The sequence below is a fragment of the Tatumella sp. JGM94 genome (assembly GCF_018257595.1).
GTDB classification, from domain to species: Bacteria; Pseudomonadota; Gammaproteobacteria; order Enterobacterales; family Enterobacteriaceae; genus Tatumella; species Tatumella punctata.
This window is the reverse complement of the sequence record NZ_JAERJN010000030.1, coordinates 1-14,837: the sequence shown is the minus strand read 5'-3', so window position 1 is coordinate 14,837 and position 14,837 is coordinate 1. Positions and strand designations below refer to the sequence as shown.

Annotated in this window: 15 protein-coding genes and 1 riboswitch; of the genes, 7 read left to right on the top strand and 8 right to left on the bottom strand. The window is 51.6% G+C overall.

The genetic code is table 11. From position 1 onward, the window contains the following. Positions 1-50: 50 nt before the first annotated feature. The gene (locus JK216_RS16120) at positions 51-1,112 is read left to right on the top strand and encodes a DUF1176 domain-containing protein (RefSeq protein ID WP_212711357.1); all 1,062 of its coding nucleotides are present in this window, start codon (positions 51-53) and stop codon (positions 1,110-1,112) included. Between the two features lie 40 nt (positions 1,113-1,152). Here JK216_RS16120 and thiH read toward each other — a convergent pair whose 3' ends face one another. From thiH to thiC, 6 genes are read right to left on the bottom strand one after another with little or no spacing between them, the layout of a single operon-like run. Further along, positions 1,153-2,280 (bottom strand): 2-iminoacetate synthase ThiH, encoded by a 1,128-nt coding sequence (thiH, locus tag JK216_RS16115; RefSeq protein WP_212710956.1) that lies wholly within the window; start codon positions 2,278-2,280, stop codon positions 1,153-1,155. After that, positions 2,273-3,058 carry a thiazole synthase gene (locus tag JK216_RS16110; RefSeq protein WP_212711356.1) on the bottom strand — a complete coding sequence of 262 codons (786 nt, stop codon included), beginning with the start codon at positions 3,056-3,058 and terminating at the stop codon, positions 2,273-2,275. Before JK216_RS16110 ends, thiH begins: the two co-directional genes overlap by 8 nt. Before the next feature lie 2 nt (positions 3,059-3,060). Continuing rightward, on the bottom strand, positions 3,061-3,261 hold the full coding sequence (thiS, locus tag JK216_RS16105) for a sulfur carrier protein ThiS (protein ID WP_212709412.1): 201 nt from the start codon (positions 3,259-3,261) through the stop codon (positions 3,061-3,063). After that, a complete protein-coding gene (locus JK216_RS16100) occupies positions 3,251-4,006 on the bottom strand; it encodes a HesA/MoeB/ThiF family protein (protein ID WP_212709413.1) in 756 nt (251 codons plus the stop codon). The genes thiS and JK216_RS16100 overlap by 11 nt, the downstream gene beginning before the upstream one ends. After that, the gene (gene thiE, locus JK216_RS16095) at positions 3,999-4,646 is read right to left on the bottom strand and encodes a thiamine phosphate synthase (RefSeq protein ID WP_212709414.1); all 648 of its coding nucleotides are present in this window, start codon (positions 4,644-4,646) and stop codon (positions 3,999-4,001) included. The genes JK216_RS16100 and thiE overlap by 8 nt, the downstream gene beginning before the upstream one ends. Continuing rightward, complete coding sequence (thiC, locus tag JK216_RS16090) at positions 4,646-6,565, bottom strand: phosphomethylpyrimidine synthase ThiC (protein ID WP_212709415.1); 1,920 nt, start codon at positions 6,563-6,565, stop codon at positions 4,646-4,648. The genes thiE and thiC overlap by 1 nt, the downstream gene beginning before the upstream one ends. 86 nt (positions 6,566-6,651) lie before the next feature. Continuing rightward, positions 6,652-6,752: riboswitch (TPP riboswitch) on the bottom strand. Positions 6,753-6,959: 207 nt separating this feature from the next. Here thiC and nudC point away from each other — a divergent pair. From nudC to JK216_RS16060, 6 genes are all read left to right on the top strand, one after another. Continuing rightward, on the top strand, positions 6,960-7,733 hold the full coding sequence (nudC, locus tag JK216_RS16085; RefSeq protein ID WP_212710958.1) for an NAD(+) diphosphatase: 774 nt from the start codon (positions 6,960-6,962) through the stop codon (positions 7,731-7,733). 93 nt (positions 7,734-7,826) lie between these two features. Beyond that, complete coding sequence (gene hemE, locus JK216_RS16080) at positions 7,827-8,891, top strand: uroporphyrinogen decarboxylase (protein ID WP_212709417.1); 1,065 nt, start codon at positions 7,827-7,829, stop codon at positions 8,889-8,891. Beyond that, a complete protein-coding gene (nfi, locus tag JK216_RS16075) occupies positions 8,891-9,565 on the top strand; it encodes a deoxyribonuclease V (protein ID WP_212709418.1) in 675 nt (224 codons plus the stop codon). Before hemE ends, nfi begins: the two co-directional genes overlap by 1 nt. A gap of 62 nt (positions 9,566-9,627) precedes the next feature. Then, positions 9,628-10,218, top strand: a complete 591-nt coding sequence (locus JK216_RS16070; protein WP_212709419.1) for a YjaG family protein — start codon at positions 9,628-9,630, stop codon at positions 10,216-10,218. 190 nt (positions 10,219-10,408) lie between these two features. Next, a complete protein-coding gene (gene hupA / locus JK216_RS16065; protein WP_007886275.1) occupies positions 10,409-10,681 on the top strand; it encodes a nucleoid-associated protein HU-alpha in 273 nt (90 codons plus the stop codon). 179 nt (positions 10,682-10,860) lie between these two features. Further along, the gene (locus JK216_RS16060; RefSeq protein WP_349290174.1) at positions 10,861-11,529 is read left to right on the top strand and encodes a DUF1481 domain-containing protein; all 669 of its coding nucleotides are present in this window, start codon (positions 10,861-10,863) and stop codon (positions 11,527-11,529) included. A 60-nt stretch (positions 11,530-11,589) separates the two neighbouring features. Here JK216_RS16060 and purD read toward each other — a convergent pair whose 3' ends face one another. Beyond that, a complete protein-coding gene (purD, locus tag JK216_RS16055) occupies positions 11,590-12,873 on the bottom strand; it encodes a phosphoribosylamine--glycine ligase (protein ID WP_212709420.1) in 1,284 nt (427 codons plus the stop codon). 18 nt (positions 12,874-12,891) lie between these two features. Beyond that, a complete protein-coding gene (gene purH, locus JK216_RS16050) occupies positions 12,892-14,484 on the bottom strand; it encodes a bifunctional phosphoribosylaminoimidazolecarboxamide formyltransferase/IMP cyclohydrolase (protein WP_212709421.1) in 1,593 nt (530 codons plus the stop codon). Positions 14,485-14,837: the final 353 nt, after the last annotated feature.

Here is a 14,837-nt window from a genome sequence, read left to right as displayed (position 1 = left end):
GCTCAGGCAGGGTTTTTTTATATCCGGTCAGACAGGAAGCGGAGCAAAGCATGAGGAAATTTTGTGTACCTGCCATATTGTTTTCAATGCTGGTGGCGATACCCACAGTAAAAGCTTCAGAAGCTGTTCAGAGAATGTTCCAGGACTGGCAGGTGACCTGTAATAATCTTAATGATTGCGATATCCGTAATGCCGATGAAAATATGCGTGTTGTGCTGCGGCATGAAGCCGGGCCACGGGGAATTGTTTCGCTGGATATTATGGGATTTGATATTGATAAACCGGAAGGAATTTGGCTGGACGGGAAATTATGGAATAACAGTATGACCCCTGTTAGTAGCGATGAAAGCCACGATTATGCGGGTTACCATACTGATTCTCTGCAGACAGTTCAGGCATTTATCCGGGCGGCCAGTCATGCCAGACGTATTACTCTGACGCCGGATGAAGATGATGATACGGGTTCACTAAAAGGTTTAAATGCCTCGTTATTGTTTGCCGATGATGTACAGGGGCGTCTGGATAACCAGACTGCGCTGCTGCGTGTCGGGCCCGGCATTCCGGCACAGGTGCCGCTGCGTTATGCTTTTGAAATTCCGCCGACCAAAGTCCCGGCTATTTTCCCGGTCAGTGATGGTAATGCTCTGATCAATGAAGTACTGCAGACGCAGCAATCAGTGCTTAATGATGAAGAATGCTCACCGGAAGCTGATGACATCGCCCGCAGTAAAGCAGTGCCTCTGGATAAGAAAAATGTCCTGGTGATGATCAATTGTGTTACCGGGGCTTATCAGTCTTCCGGTATTTTATTTATTACCCCGCGTGATCATCCGGATCAGGCGAAGGAAGTGGAGCTGACACTTCCCCTGAAAGATGATCAGGGAGATCCTCAGACCATCAGCTGGTTTACGGACGTCAGTTATGATCCTAAAACAGCGATGCTGACTCATACGGCCAGAGGCCGGGGGATCGCTGACTGTGGTGAAAGCGGAGCCTGGCGGTATGACGGACATCATTTTCAGCTGATGAGTTACCATAACCAGCCAGCCTGTGACGGCGGAGCTCCGGGCAACTGGCCTTCGGTCTGGCTGACACCCGGCTTTAAAGAATAGGCAGAGACAGACAATAACGGGCGCCCGGCGCCCGTCCCGGTCACAGATTATTTCTTCCGAAGTAAGGCTCCCAGTCTTTCCACACCGGCTGTAACCCGGTTTTCTGTAAGGCGGCAGCGACCACTTCTGGCCGCCGGTGATCATCCGGTGAAAACTGTTCAAGCGCACCGCTGCTTTCTGCATATCCACCCGGCGCTGTTTTAGAAAAAGCACTGGCTGTGGTCACAACAATCGGAATAGCATGATCGCGGAATTTCGGTGACTCCCGGGTGGATAGCGAAATATCCGTGGGTGGTGAAAACAGCCGGAAGGCACACATTGTCTGCAGCAGCTGACGTTCATTCATCAGTGAAGCCGGGGTGATACCGCCGGCACAGGGGCGTAATCGTGGAAAAGCTACGGAATAGCGTGACTGCCAGTAATGTTTTTGCAACCAGTTCAGGTGTTCACCCATCATCAGGCAATCAGTGCGCCAGTGGCCGGATAATCCGGCAAGAACGCCGAGCCCTATTCTGTCGACACCTGCGCGGCCCAGCCTTTCCGGTGTTTGCAGACGAAAGAAAAAGTCCTGCTTATTGCCCCGTAAGTGATGAGTGGCATAACAGGAAGTATGATAGGTCTCCTGATATACCAGCACTCCGTCCAGCCCGAGCCCCCGTAATTCGCGGTACTCATCTTCCTGTAATGGCTGAACCTCCATCATCAGTGAACTGAACTGCTGACGAATGCCCGGCAGATGACTGCGGAAATACTCCATCCCGACTTTATTCTGATGTTCACCGGTCACCAGCAATAGCTGATTAAACCCCAGTTTGCGTATCGCCTGACATTCCAGTGAAATCTCTTTGCTATCCAATGTCTTACGACGGATTCGATTGCCCATCGAAAAGCCGCAGTAAGTGCATTCATTAGCGCAAAGGTTAGACAGATAGAGTGGTGCAAAAAAATTGACTGTATGACCAAAGCGCTGTCGGGTCAGTTGCTGTGCTCTGGCCGCCATCTGTTCCAGAAAACTTTCCGCCGCCGGAGACAATAATGCCATCAGCGCGGCAGTGCCCTGTATTTCTCCGGATAATGCCCGCCCGACCTGAGCCGGGGTCTGACTGTCAATCCGCAGGCGTAATTCGTTCTGGTCCAGGCTCTGCCAGTAATCAGCAAAATCAGCCATTGGTATTCTCCTGTTGAAAGTCAGCCTCCAGGAAAGCGGTTAACGGGCTGGTCGGACAGGCGACTGCCCGCAGACCGGAAGTTCCGCGGGCAAGATGTCCTGCTTCAGTGGCTAAAGCAAACGCGCGGGCCGTCGCAACAGGGTCGTTGGCTGTGGCAATAGCGGTATTCACCAGCACAGCATCCGCACCGTATTCCATTGCTTCACAGGCATGTGAAGGTAAACCGATCCCTGCATCGACGATTACCGGTACCGTAGCCTGATCAATAATGATCTGCAGAAAATCCCTGCTCAGTAACCCTTTATTACTGCCAATCGGTGCGCCGAGCGGCATAATCGCCGCACATCCGACGGCTTCCAGCCGTTTACAGAGCACCGGGTCGGCCCCGCAATAGGGCAAAACGACAAAACCTTCTTTTACCAGCTGTTCTGCGGCCCGGAGTGTTTCTATCGGGTCGGGTAACAGATAGCGGTTATCGGGATGGATTTCCAGTTTTACCCAGTGAGTCCCCAGAGCTTCCCGTGCCAGTCGTGCAGCGAATACAGCTTCTCCCGCGGTTTTGGCCCCGGAGGTATTTGGCAGCAACATAACGCCTGATTGTTGTAAGGGATGCAGAATATTGTCCTGCCGGCCACTCAAATCAACTCGTTTCATCGCTAATGTTGCCAGCTGTGAGCCGGAAGCCAGTAATGCCGCCTGCATTATGGCCGGAGAAGCAAACTTACCTGTCCCGGTCAGTAGCCGGGAACTGAATGTTTTATCTGCAATTCTTAACACAGTTAACCTCCGGCGATGACCTGAAAAACCACCACATCATCATTTTCCTGCACCTGGTACTCAGCCCAGCGGGTGGCAGGAATGACTCTGCCGTTGACCGCAAGGGCGGTGCCCTGCGGGCCAACGGATATCTGCTGCAATAGCTGACTTAATAAACAGGCGTGGCTAATCTCCGTTGGTATATCATTGAGTTTAATTTGCATGAATTTCTCCGCAGACCGGGCAGTCATCGGCCGGGGTCAACTGCAGACGACGCCATTGTAATTCTTTACCATCAAACAGCATCAGCTGACCGGAAACAGCGCTATGGCCGGTTGTCACCAGTTTGATTGTTTCCAGCGCCTGTAAATTACCCATCATTCCCGCCACCGGACCAATAATCCCGCTGTTACGGCAGTTACGGGCGGGTTCTTCTGTCTGTGGCCACAGACAGCGATAACAGCCTCGGTGCCAGGGAGGTGTCAGCACCAGCAGTTGCCCGCTGAACCCTACAGTACTTGCCGAAATCAGTGGCAGGCCTTGTTCAACGCACCATGCATTGAGCAAGTGTCTGGTTAGCAGGTTATCACTGCAGTCGAGTACTACGGTTGGCCTGACAGGTAAACAGGCTAATTGCTGTACATCAATTCGCCGGTCAATAGTATGCAGGTGTACTGACGGATTCATCTGGTTCAGGGTCTGTGCCGCCAGTCCGGCTTTAGGGCGACCAGTATCAGCCGTACGGTACAAAATTTGTCGCTGCAGGTTACTGATATGCAGAGTGTCATCATCGGCCAGCAGCAGGGTGCCAATACCGGCTGCTGCAAGATACATAGCCGCCGGAGATCCCAGTCCTCCCAGCCCGACAATCAATACCCGCGCATCTGCCAGCTTTTCCTGTCCTGACGGGCCAATTTCCTCCAGTAGCAATTGCCGGCTATAGCGCATAAAATCCTGATCATTAAGCATCTGCTGAGTTCCCCTGAGCTTCCTCTACCCGGCGCTGTAACTCTGCAACGGCAGTTCGCCAGTCGGCGGCTCGTGTGATGGCGCTAACAACCGCGATACTACCGACCCCGGTAGCCAGAACCTCCGCGGCCCGGTCTATGGATATGCCACCGATAGCTACCGTCGGTATACCTGCAAGACGTCGTACATGATGACGTAAATTATCCAGTCCCTGTGGATGAGAGGGCATCTGTTTGGTATTGGTCGGGAACACATGTCCCAAAGCGATATAGGAAGGATTGAAGGAGAGCACACGGTCAATTTCCCGGCTGTCATGGGTGGAGACACCCAGTCTTAACCCGGCCTGATAAATGGCTGTCAGATCGGCAGTGTCCAGATCTTCCTGCCCCAGGTGCACACCATAGGCACCATGTTTGATCGCCAGCTGCCAATCATCATTGATAAATAGCCGGGCATTTCGTTTAGCAGCCAGACGAATACTTTCGATAATTGCCTGTTCTTTTTCTGCGGTACAGTCATCCTTGATGCGTAACTGTAATGTCATCACTCCTGCATCCAGCAGCCGGGCGATCCATTCAACACTGTCCACCACTGCGTATAACCCGCAGTGCAGCGGAACAGCAGGAAATACCTGAGCCATTATTTCCCCCCGGCATCTGTACTGACGGGCAGATAAATTTCGCTGCCGTTATCGCGGAAACGCTGAGACATCCCGAGCATACCTTCATTGATAGCAAATGCCGGAGCCGGGTTCTTACTGGCGAAGTCACGAACTTCCTGACTGATTTTCATCGAACAAAATTTCGGGCCGCACATGGAACAGAAATGGGCAACCTTGCCTGATTCCTGAGGAAGGGTTTGATCGTGGTAACTGCGGGCAGTTTCCGGATCCAGCGCCAGATTAAATTGATCTTCCCAGCGGAATTCGAAACGTGCTTTAGACATAGCATTATCACGGATCTGAGCGCCGGGATGACCTTTTGCCAGGTCGGCCGCATGTGCGGCAATCTTATAAGCTATCAGTCCCTGCTTCACGTCTTCTTTATCCGGTAAGCCGAGGTGCTCTTTGGGAGTGACGTAGCACAGCATTGCACAGCCGAACCAGCCGATCATGGCAGCACCGATACCCGAGGTAAAATGGTCATAACCCGGTGCAATATCCGTTGTCAGGGGGCCGAGGGTATAAAACGGCGCTTCGTGACAATGCTCCAGTTGTTCGGTCATATTGCGCTGGATCATATGCATCGGCACATGTCCCGGGCCTTCAATCATTACCTGAACATCATACTCCCATGCAATTTTGGTCAGTTCTCCGAGGGTATGCAGTTCGGCGAACTGTGCTTCATCATTAGCATCGCGGATAGACCCCGGGCGTAATCCGTCGCCCAATGACAGGGCAATATCGTAGCTGGCACAGATTTCACAGATTTCACGGAAATGCCGGTACAGGAAGTTTTCCTGGTGATGGGACAGGCACCACTTAGCCATAATCGATCCGCCGCGTGACACAATCCCGGTCAGGCGTTTTGCGGTCATTGGCACATAACGCAGCAGGACACCGGCATGGATAGTGAAGTAATCGACCCCTTGTTCCGCCTGCTCCAGCAGGGTATCCCGGAAGACAGACCAGTTAAGATCTTCTGCGACACCATTCACTTTTTCCAGGGCCTGATACACCGGGACAGTACCGACAGGGATCGGGCTGTTGCGCAGGATCCATTCCCGGGTTTCGTGAATATTCCGCCCGGTGGAGAGGTCCATCAGCGTATCAGCCCCCCAGCGGGCTGCCCAGACCAGTTTTTCGACTTCTTCTTCAATAGAAGAGGTCACGGCCGAGTTACCAATATTGGCATTAATTTTTACCAGAAAATTCCGGCCGATGATCATCGGTTCGGATTCAGGATGATTAATATTCGACGGGATAATTGCTCTCCCTGCGGCAACTTCCTGGCGTACAAATTCCGGGGTAATGGTTTCCGGTAACGGATCAAAAAAATGCTTGCCGGGATGTTGCTGGCGCAGTTCAGATGAGGTGATCTGCGCGCGGCCCATATTTTCACGTATTGCGATAAATTCCATTTCCGGGGTGATTATCCCCTGACGCGCGTAATGCAGCTGGGTAACGCAACGTCCGTTCAGCGCTTTTCGCGGCTGGGGAAGGTAGCGGAAGCGCAGTCCATCCAGGCTTTCATCCGCCAGGCGTTCTCTGGTGTAGGCTGAGCTAGTGGCCGGAATCTGTTCAGAATCCTGGCGTTGTTCAATCCAGGTCTGGCGGAGGCGGGGGATACCACGGTGGATATCCGGGGTGGCGGTTTCATCACCAAACGGACCGGACGTGTCATAGACCGGGATAGCTTCATTGTCTTCTTCTGTCGGATTGGCCGCGGTTCCGCCGATACGGGTCGGGCTGAGTTGTATTTCACGGACCGGCACCCTGATGTCCGGCCGGGAGCCAGTCAGCCAGCGGCGGCGTGAGGCCGGAAAGGACTGATGACCCAGTGAGTTGATAAAATCCCGTGCTTGTTCGCGTTTTTCGCGGCGTGATAATTTTTCAGACATAGCTCTATTTCCTGTAAATAAAGAAATACGCTTGTCCGGAGTCCGGAAGGAGTGACAGAAGAAAGTGTCTTGCGGGCACACTCAGGCTGAACTGTACTCTTGTTCCCTTCGCAGGTACTAACCTGATCAGGTTCCGCGGATCCCGAATTAACGGTCTCAGCCCCGTGGGGCACTCCGACAAGATAATAAGCGGCTGATCAGGGTGTGATACAGCGGCGGGTGAATTGTCACCGTCAGTCAGCATAGAGTGCTTCAGCGTGAAGTACAAGCCCCTGCTATTTGTACGGTCGGTGAAAAGCAAGTGTCATGTTATCGCTGACATTACCCCGCCGGGTGCTAGTATGGATTAGCTGTTGTCGTAACATGTGGTTAAAAACAACAAAGGTGCTGATTGATGGAACGTGAAATAACCGGTGAAGATAAGGGCTGGTGGGTGGTAAGCCAGCAGAATAAAATCTGGCTACCCGGAGATAAACTACCTTACGGGCCTGCTGCTGAATTTTCCCTTAGCGGATTGTCCGGACGTCCGATCGGTGAGTGGCAGGGCGATACGGTCTGGCTGATTAATCATTCGCGTCCGCAAAACATGGCTTCCCTGCGGCAGTTGCTGAATGAAGACAGTGGCTTATTCAGAATGGCCGGACGCGGTGTACAGCTGGCTGAATTTTATCGTTCTCACCGTTACTGTGGTTACTGTGGCGGGGAAATGCAGCACAGTAAGACAGAATTTGCCTGTCTGTGTACCCGCTGTCATGAACGGTATTACCCGCAAATAGCGCCTTGTATTATCGTGGTGATCCGCCGTGATGATAAACTTCTGCTGGCACAGCATGTACGCCATCGTAATGGGATTTATACGGCCCTGGCCGGATTTGCTGAGGTCGGGGAAACCCTCGAACAGACGGTTACCCGTGAAGTTATGGAAGAGAGCAGTATCAGGATTAAAAATCTGCGCTATATCGCTTCTCAGCCCTGGCCGTTTCCCCAGTCACTGATGATGGCTTTTCTGGCTGATTACGACAGTGGTGATATATGCATTGATCCTGAAGAACTGCTGGATGCCGGCTGGTACCGTTATGATGAACTGCCTGCACTGCCACCCGCTGGCACCATCGCACGGCGGCTGATTGAAGATACTGTGGCATTGTGCCGGTCAGAATACCAATAACGGCAGACAAAGATACCTGACTGACAGGGGCATGGTTAGAATAACCCGTTGTTTGTGTATATAATATGCGCCTGATTTCGAGAGAGCCTGATTATGAGCGAATTAAAAAACGACCGTTATTTGCGAGCATTACTACGGCAGCCAACGGATGTAACGCCGGTGTGGATGATGCGTCAGGCAGGCCGCTATTTGCCTGAATATAAACAGACCCGCGCACAGGCCGGCGATTTTATGTCGTTGTGTAAAAATGCCGAGCTGGCCTGTGAAGTCACTTTACAACCCCTGCGCCGTTATCCGCTGGATGCCGCTATCCTGTTCTCTGACATTCTGACCATTCCGGATGCGATGGGATTAGGGCTGTATTTTGAAACCGGTGAAGGCCCGCGTTTTTCTTCACCGATCAGCTGTGCTGCGGATGTAAAAAACCTGCCAATCCCTGATCCGGAACAGGAACTGGGCTATGTGATGAATGCGGTACGAACTATCCGTAAAAACCTGAAAGGTGAAGTTCCGCTGATTGGTTTCTCCGGCAGTCCATGGACACTGGCAACCTATATGGTGGAAGGTAGCAGCAGCAAAGCCTTCACTAAAATTAAAAAAATGATGTACAGCGAGCCGTCGGTATTGCATGCATTACTGGATAAACTGGCGGAAAGTGTCATTCTGTATCTGAATGCCCAAATCCGTGCCGGTGCACAGTCGGTAATGATTTTTGATACCTGGGGCGGGGTATTAACCGGCCGCGACTACCGCAATTTCTCTCTGTATTACATGCATAAAATTGTAGACAGTTTATTGCATGAAAGTGAAGGCCGCCGTGTGCCGGTCACACTGTTCACTAAAGGTGGCGGACAGTGGCTGGAACAGATTGCAGATACTGGCTGTGATGCGATTGGCCTTGACTGGACGACGGATATTGCCGATGCCCGCCAGCGGGTAGGACACCGGGTTGCATTACAGGGCAATATGGACCCTTCAGTGCTTTATGCTCCGGCGGCGCGGATCGAACAGGAAGTCTCGACAATTCTCGAAGGCTTCGGTCATGGTGACGGGCATGTGTTCAATCTCGGACATGGGATCCATCAGGATGTTCCGCCGGAACATGCTGGCGCATTTGTTGACGCTGTCCACCGTCTGTCGGCAGCTTATCATAAATAATGACAGCCGATTACGCGGCATTAAAAGTACAGCAACTTTCACTGGCAGCTGATGTTGTTGGTGAGGGGCTAAGCCGTGATTTTTCCCCTGGCTTTATTGCCGGGGGAGACGTGGGGTTTGAACAACAAGGGACGATCGCGCGCGGCGTTATTGTCGTATTGCGCTGGCCCGGACTGGAAATAGTTGAACACCGTATAGCACGGGTACCCGTCACGTTACCCTACATCCCCGGATTTCTCTCGTTCCGTGAATGTCCGGCACTGCTTGCTGCCTGGCAACAACTTACTCATCGTCCGGATTTATTGCTTATTGATGGGCAAGGCATCGCTCATCCGAGAGGTTTAGGGGTTGCCAGCCATATTGGTGTGTTAACTGATGTACCGACGATTGGCATTGCCAAGAACCGTTTATGTGGCGAGTATTCTCCACTGGAAGAAGGGGCCGGGGCATGCCAGCCACTGTATTGTCATCATCAGCAAGCCGGCTGGGTACTGCGCAGTAAAATCAGATGTAATCCGTTGTTTATTTCTATTGGACACCGGGTCAGCGTTGATATGGCCCTTTTCTGGACGCAGCAATGTTTACGGGGTTATCGTTTGCCGGAACCCACCCGACTGGCCGACGGGATTGCCTCCCGCCGCAAAGGCTTCCAGCGCTGGCTGAACGTACAATAACGCTGTGAAAACCGCGCTTTTGCGTTACACTTCTGCCAGCTAATTTATAATGAGTATCCGTCATGTTACGTAACCCTATCCACTTACGCCTGGAAAAGCTGGAAAGCTGGCAACATATGACTTTCATGGCTTGTCTGTGTGAGCGTATGTATCCGAACTATCTGGCGTTCTGTCAGCAGACTGAGTTTGCCGATCCTCACCTCTATCGTCGTATCCTTGATCTGGTCTGGGAGACGCTGGTGGTGAAAGGTGCAAAAGTTAACTTCGATTCTCAGCTTGAGAAACTTGAAGAAGCGATCCCTGACGGAGATGCATTTGAAATTTATGGGGTCTACCCGGCCATTGACGCCTGTGTCGCACTGAGTGATGTACTGCACGCTCTGTTAGGTGGCGAAACATTAAACTATGCGATTGAAGTCAGTAAAACATCGATTACAACAGTGGCAATGCTGGAGATGACCCAGGCTGGCCGGGAAATGACCGATGAAGAACTCAGAGAAAACCAGGCCGTCATTGATGAATGGGACCTGCAATGGGAAATATTCCGATTGCTGTCTGAGTGCGAAGAACGTGATGCTGAGCTGATCAAAGGGCTGCGTGCTGATCTGCGGGAAGCCGGAATTAGTAATATTGGTATAAGTTTTAACCAGTAAGGCAATAAAACGTGACTTCAGGCCTGATTTAGCTCACCTGAAGGCTTCACATTCGCCCCCTGTCTGGTCTACATTTGGGGGGCTAAAAATTGTGGCTATCGGTGTGTGCAGGCTGAAGGGTGTCGGAACATATGGCTTTTCACTCGCATTCGTTGCTTAGCAGGCGATAAATACACTTTAAGGATAACTTATGAACAAGACTCAACTGATTGATGTGATCGCAGAAAAAGCGGACCTGTCTAAAACTCAGGCTAAAACTGCACTGGAATCTACTCTGGCTGCGATCACTGAGTCTCTGAAAGAAGGTGATGCAGTTCAGCTGGTGGGTTTTGGTACTTTTAAAGTAAACCACCGTGCAGAACGTACCGGTCGTAACCCGCAGACTGGTAAAGAAATCAAAATTGCTGCTGCAAACGTTCCTGCGTTCGTTTCCGGTAAGGCTCTGAAAGACGCCGTAAAATAAGCGTCGCACCCCGGGTGTTAAAACGTTTAGCTAACAGAAGGGGCATTTCTCCGCCTCTTCTGTTTATTGTAACCTCCCTCTGTAACTCTTTCTTTTTGCTATACCGTCCCTGTATCCTGTTGACCAGGGCATAATGATCCTGCGCGCCACCCTGTGGCAGTGATAAGTATTAAGGAGAGATGATGCTTTTTTCTGCACGGATAATAGCTATTGGCCTGTTGCCTCTGTTGCTGCTGGCGGGCTGCAGTTCATCAGACAATATCCCGCCATTCAGTGCTTCTGGTTACCTTGCTGACCGGGGCGTGGTTCGTTTGTGGCGCAAGAATACCCCGCCGGATTACACCGCAATACGTACCCTGTATACCCCTTTTGATCAGTCAGTTACAGAGCAAACAGATTACCAATGGCATAATGGGAATTTGTTGTTTATGCAGAGTCATATTACCGGAGGGGCCACAGATGATGTGACTTTACGGTTTGATAACCAGGGAAAACTGAGTTTTATGCAGCGTCAGTTGCAAAACCGCCGGCAGGATGTCAGCCAGCAGGCTATCGAACTGTATCGGTTTGATGCCGGGCGAATATTGAAGATCAGTGATGCGTTACTGGCAGGCAAGATCTATTTACAGCAGGGCAGATGGCAACAGAATAATACGGTTCTCACCTGTGATGATCAGCAAGTACAGGCAAGCCTGGATATGGAGTCTCGAAGAATGATTGCCCGTGTCCGGTCGGGCACTGCCTCCCCGGTATATATTGCATGGCTGAAAGGGCCTGAGGGAACCCAACTACTCAGGGCCACGAGGGTGGATCTGTGTCATAACCAGCCGGTTGCGGCAGATTTATAACCGGCGATAAAAAGGCAGGCCGAAGCCTGCCTCTGAAAATATAACTGCGCTTATACCGGGTTACTTATTGCGGTTGATTGCCCGGTAACCGATATCATGACGATAAAAACATCCCGGCCATGAAATAGTTTTTGCCAGTGCATAGGCATTTTTCTGAGCCTCAGCAACATCTGCACCCAAACCGGTGGCACAAAGTACTCGCCCGCCGTTAGTCAGGACATTTTCTCCCGACAATTCTGTCCCTGCATGGAATACTTTGCCGTCTGAAGCGGCGGCTGTATCCAGTCCGGAAATAATATCACCTTTACGGTAATGCTCAGGATAACCGCCAGCAGCCAGAACCACGCCTAGCGCCGGACGCGGATCCCATAATGACTCCTGCTGGTCCAGTTCGCCATTACAGGCTGCCAGGCATAATGTTACCAGGTCAGATTGCATACGCATCATGATCGGCTGCGTTTCCGGGTCGCCAAAACGACAGTTAAACTCAATGACTTTCGGTTTTCCTGCCCCATCAATCATCAGACCTGCGTACAGGAAACCAGTGTACAGATTCCCTTCAGCAGCCATACCTCGTACTGTCGGCCAGATAACCTCATCCATGACACGCTGGTGGACTTCATCAGTGACCACGGGTGCCGGAGAGTAAGCCCCCATACCTCCGGTATTCGGGCCGGTATCCGCATCACCAACCCGCTTGTGATCCTGACTGGTGGCCATTGGCAGTACATGCTCACCATCAACCATCACAATAAAGCTGGCTTCCTCACCCTCCAGGAACTCCTCGATCACAATCCGGTGTCCGGCATCGCCGAATGCATTGCCTGCCAGCATATCTTTCACGGCATCTTCGGCTTCCTGCAATGTCATTGCAACGATAACACCTTTGCCTGCCGCCAGACCGTCAGCTTTAATAACGATAGGAGCCCCTTTTTCACGCAGGTAGCTCAGGGCTGGTTCGATTTCGGTAAAGTTCTGGTATTCAGCCGTAGGAATATGATGCCGTGCCAGAAAGTCTTTGGTAAAGGCTTTAGAGCCTTCCAGCTGAGCGGCTGCCTGAGTCGGACCAAAAATTTTCAGGCCTGCTTCGCGGAAGGCATCAACCACCCCCAGAACCAGCGGTGCCTCGGGGCCAACAATGGTCAGGTCAATGTGCTGCTGCTGAGCAAATGCCAGCAGACCTTCAATATCAGTCGCGCTGATATCGACATTTTGCAATGCGGGTTCCAGCGCTGTCCCGGCATTACCTGGCGCCACATAGACGGTTTCTGCTAAAGGTGACTGGGCGGCTTTCCAGGCCAGAGCATGTTCGCGTCCGCCATTACCAATAATTAAAATTTTCATAGTTAAACCCCGGGCTGATTAATGGCGGAAATGACGCATGTCAGTAAAGATCATGGCGATCCCGTGCTCGTTGGCCGCGGCAATCACCTCATCATCGCGGATCGAGCCACCGGGCTGGATCACACAGCTGATTCCGACAGCCGCTGCGGCATCAATACCATCGCGGAATGGGAAGAAAGCATCAGAAGCCATGGCGGAACCTTTAACTTCCAGCCCTTCATCAGCCGCTTTAATACCGGCAATTTTTGCCGAGTAGACGCGGCTCATTTGTCCTGCGCCGATGCCGATTGTCTGATTATCACGTGCGTAAACAATTGCATTCGACTTCACAAACTTAGCAACTTTCCAGCAGAACAGGGCATCGCGCATTTCCTGTGGTGTAGGCTGACGCTGGCTGACCACCCGCAACTGAGTTTCACCGACCATCCCCAGGTCACGGTCCTGTACCAGCAAACCGCCATTGACGCGTTTAAAATCCAGTGCTGCGCTGCGTTGTTGTTGCCATTCACCACAAACCAGTACACGGACGTTTTGTTTAGTCGCAGTGACTTTCAGAGCTGCGTCGCTGGCGGACGGGGCAATAATAACTTCGACAAACTGACGGCTGATAATTGCCTGAGCCGTCTCTTCATCCAGTTCGCGGTTAAACGCAATAATACCGCCAAAGGCAGATGTCGGATCGGTGGTGTAAGCACGCTCGTAGGCTTGTCTGATATTACTGCCAATAGCAACGCCACAAGGATTAGCATGTTTGACAATAACGCAGGCCGGTTCAGCAAATTCTTTTACGCATTCCAGCGCCGCATCGGTATCGGCAATATTATTATAAGAAAGGGCTTTCCCCTGTAACTGCTGTGCCGTGGCAACCGATGCTTCAGTAATATTGTCTTCTATATAGAAGGCAGCATCCTGATGGCTGTTTTCACCATAGCGCATATCCTGCTTCTTAATAAAGTTCAGGTTGAGTGTGCGCGGGAAACGCCCGGCAGGGGTTTTCTCTTCATTATAATAAGCCGGAACCAGTTTCCCGAAGTAGTTGGCAATCATGCTGTCATAGGCGGCAGTATGTTCGAATGCTTTAATCGCCAGATCAAACCGGGTATCCAGCGTCAGGCTGTTATCGTTGGCTTCCATCTCATTTATCAGCAGCGCGTAGTCGTTGCTGTTAACCACAATAGCGACATCTTTATGGTTCTTGGCAGCCGAGCGCACCATGGTTGGTCCGCCGATATCAATATTCTCGACGGCATCTTCCAGGCTGCATCCTTCACGGGCAACGGTGCTGGCAAACGGGTACAGGTTTACCACCACCATATCGATAGGTGCGATTTGGTGCTCAGCCATAATTGCATCATCCTGTCCGCGACGTCCGAGAATGCCGCCATGGACTTTCGGATGCAGCGTTTTAACGCGGCCATCCATCATCTCAGGGAAACCTGTGTAATCGGAGACTTCAGTGACGGGCAGCCCCGCCTCAGCCAGTAAGCGGGCAGTACCCCCGGTAGAGAGCAATTCGACGCCACGAGAGGCCAGTGCTTTGGCAAACTCAACAATACCGGTTTTGTCAGAAACACTCAGAAGAGCGCGGCGTACAGGACGACGTTGTTGCATAGGAAAGAATCCCCTGGATTGGTTTCATATATATAGAAGAAGTATTAGAGAAGGTTCTGAGAGCAAATAGCCGTTTTATCTGCTTCCGGAAACTTCGCCTGCACGACTTATTACATGGCGGCATTGTAGCGAAAACGATTGCGCGATGCCCGGCTAAATTTGTATTTATAGCCCTTTGTGGATAAGTTTGTGGGTAAGCACGTATAAATAGCACATTTGCTGTGGAATGCAGCAAACGATCGTTTTTTCTTAAATTAGCGGTTGCGCCTTTCGCTGAACTCCCTATAATGCGCAACCACTGACACGGCAAAGCGCGATGCGCAGCGGCGTGACAGGGACTGAAGCGATTCGGT

What these genes read in the sequence shown, in the direction of transcription:
- nudC (WP_212710958.1), top strand. Translation starts at nt 6,960, where the DNA reads ATGGAACGTGAAATAACCGGTGAAGATAAGGGCTGGTGGGTGGTAAGC.
- JK216_RS16120 (WP_212711357.1), top strand. Translation starts at nt 51, where the DNA reads ATGAGGAAATTTTGTGTACCTGCCATATTGTTTTCAATGCTGGTGGCG.
- thiE (WP_212709414.1), bottom strand. Translation starts at nt 4,646, where the DNA reads ATGGCTCAGGTATTTCCTGCTGTTCCGCTGCACTGCGGGTTATACGCA.
- thiC (WP_212709415.1), bottom strand. Translation starts at nt 6,565, where the DNA reads ATGTCTGAAAAATTATCACGCCGCGAAAAACGCGAACAAGCACGGGAT.
- thiS (WP_212709412.1), bottom strand. Translation starts at nt 3,261, where the DNA reads ATGCAAATTAAACTCAATGATATACCAACGGAGATTAGCCACGCCTGT.
- nfi (WP_212709418.1), top strand. Translation starts at nt 8,891, where the DNA reads ATGACAGCCGATTACGCGGCATTAAAAGTACAGCAACTTTCACTGGCA.
- hupA (WP_007886275.1), top strand. Translation starts at nt 10,409, where the DNA reads ATGAACAAGACTCAACTGATTGATGTGATCGCAGAAAAAGCGGACCTG.
- JK216_RS16060 (WP_349290174.1), top strand. Translation starts at nt 10,861, where the DNA reads ATGATGCTTTTTTCTGCACGGATAATAGCTATTGGCCTGTTGCCTCTG.
- purH (WP_212709421.1), bottom strand. Translation starts at nt 14,484, where the DNA reads ATGCAACAACGTCGTCCTGTACGCCGCGCTCTTCTGAGTGTTTCTGAC.
- hemE (WP_212709417.1), top strand. Translation starts at nt 7,827, where the DNA reads ATGAGCGAATTAAAAAACGACCGTTATTTGCGAGCATTACTACGGCAG.
- JK216_RS16100 (WP_212709413.1), bottom strand. Translation starts at nt 4,006, where the DNA reads ATGCTTAATGATCAGGATTTTATGCGCTATAGCCGGCAATTGCTACTG.
- JK216_RS16070 (WP_212709419.1), top strand. Translation starts at nt 9,628, where the DNA reads ATGTTACGTAACCCTATCCACTTACGCCTGGAAAAGCTGGAAAGCTGG.
- purD (WP_212709420.1), bottom strand. Translation starts at nt 12,873, where the DNA reads ATGAAAATTTTAATTATTGGTAATGGCGGACGCGAACATGCTCTGGCC.
- thiH (WP_212710956.1), bottom strand. Translation starts at nt 2,280, where the DNA reads ATGGCTGATTTTGCTGATTACTGGCAGAGCCTGGACCAGAACGAATTA.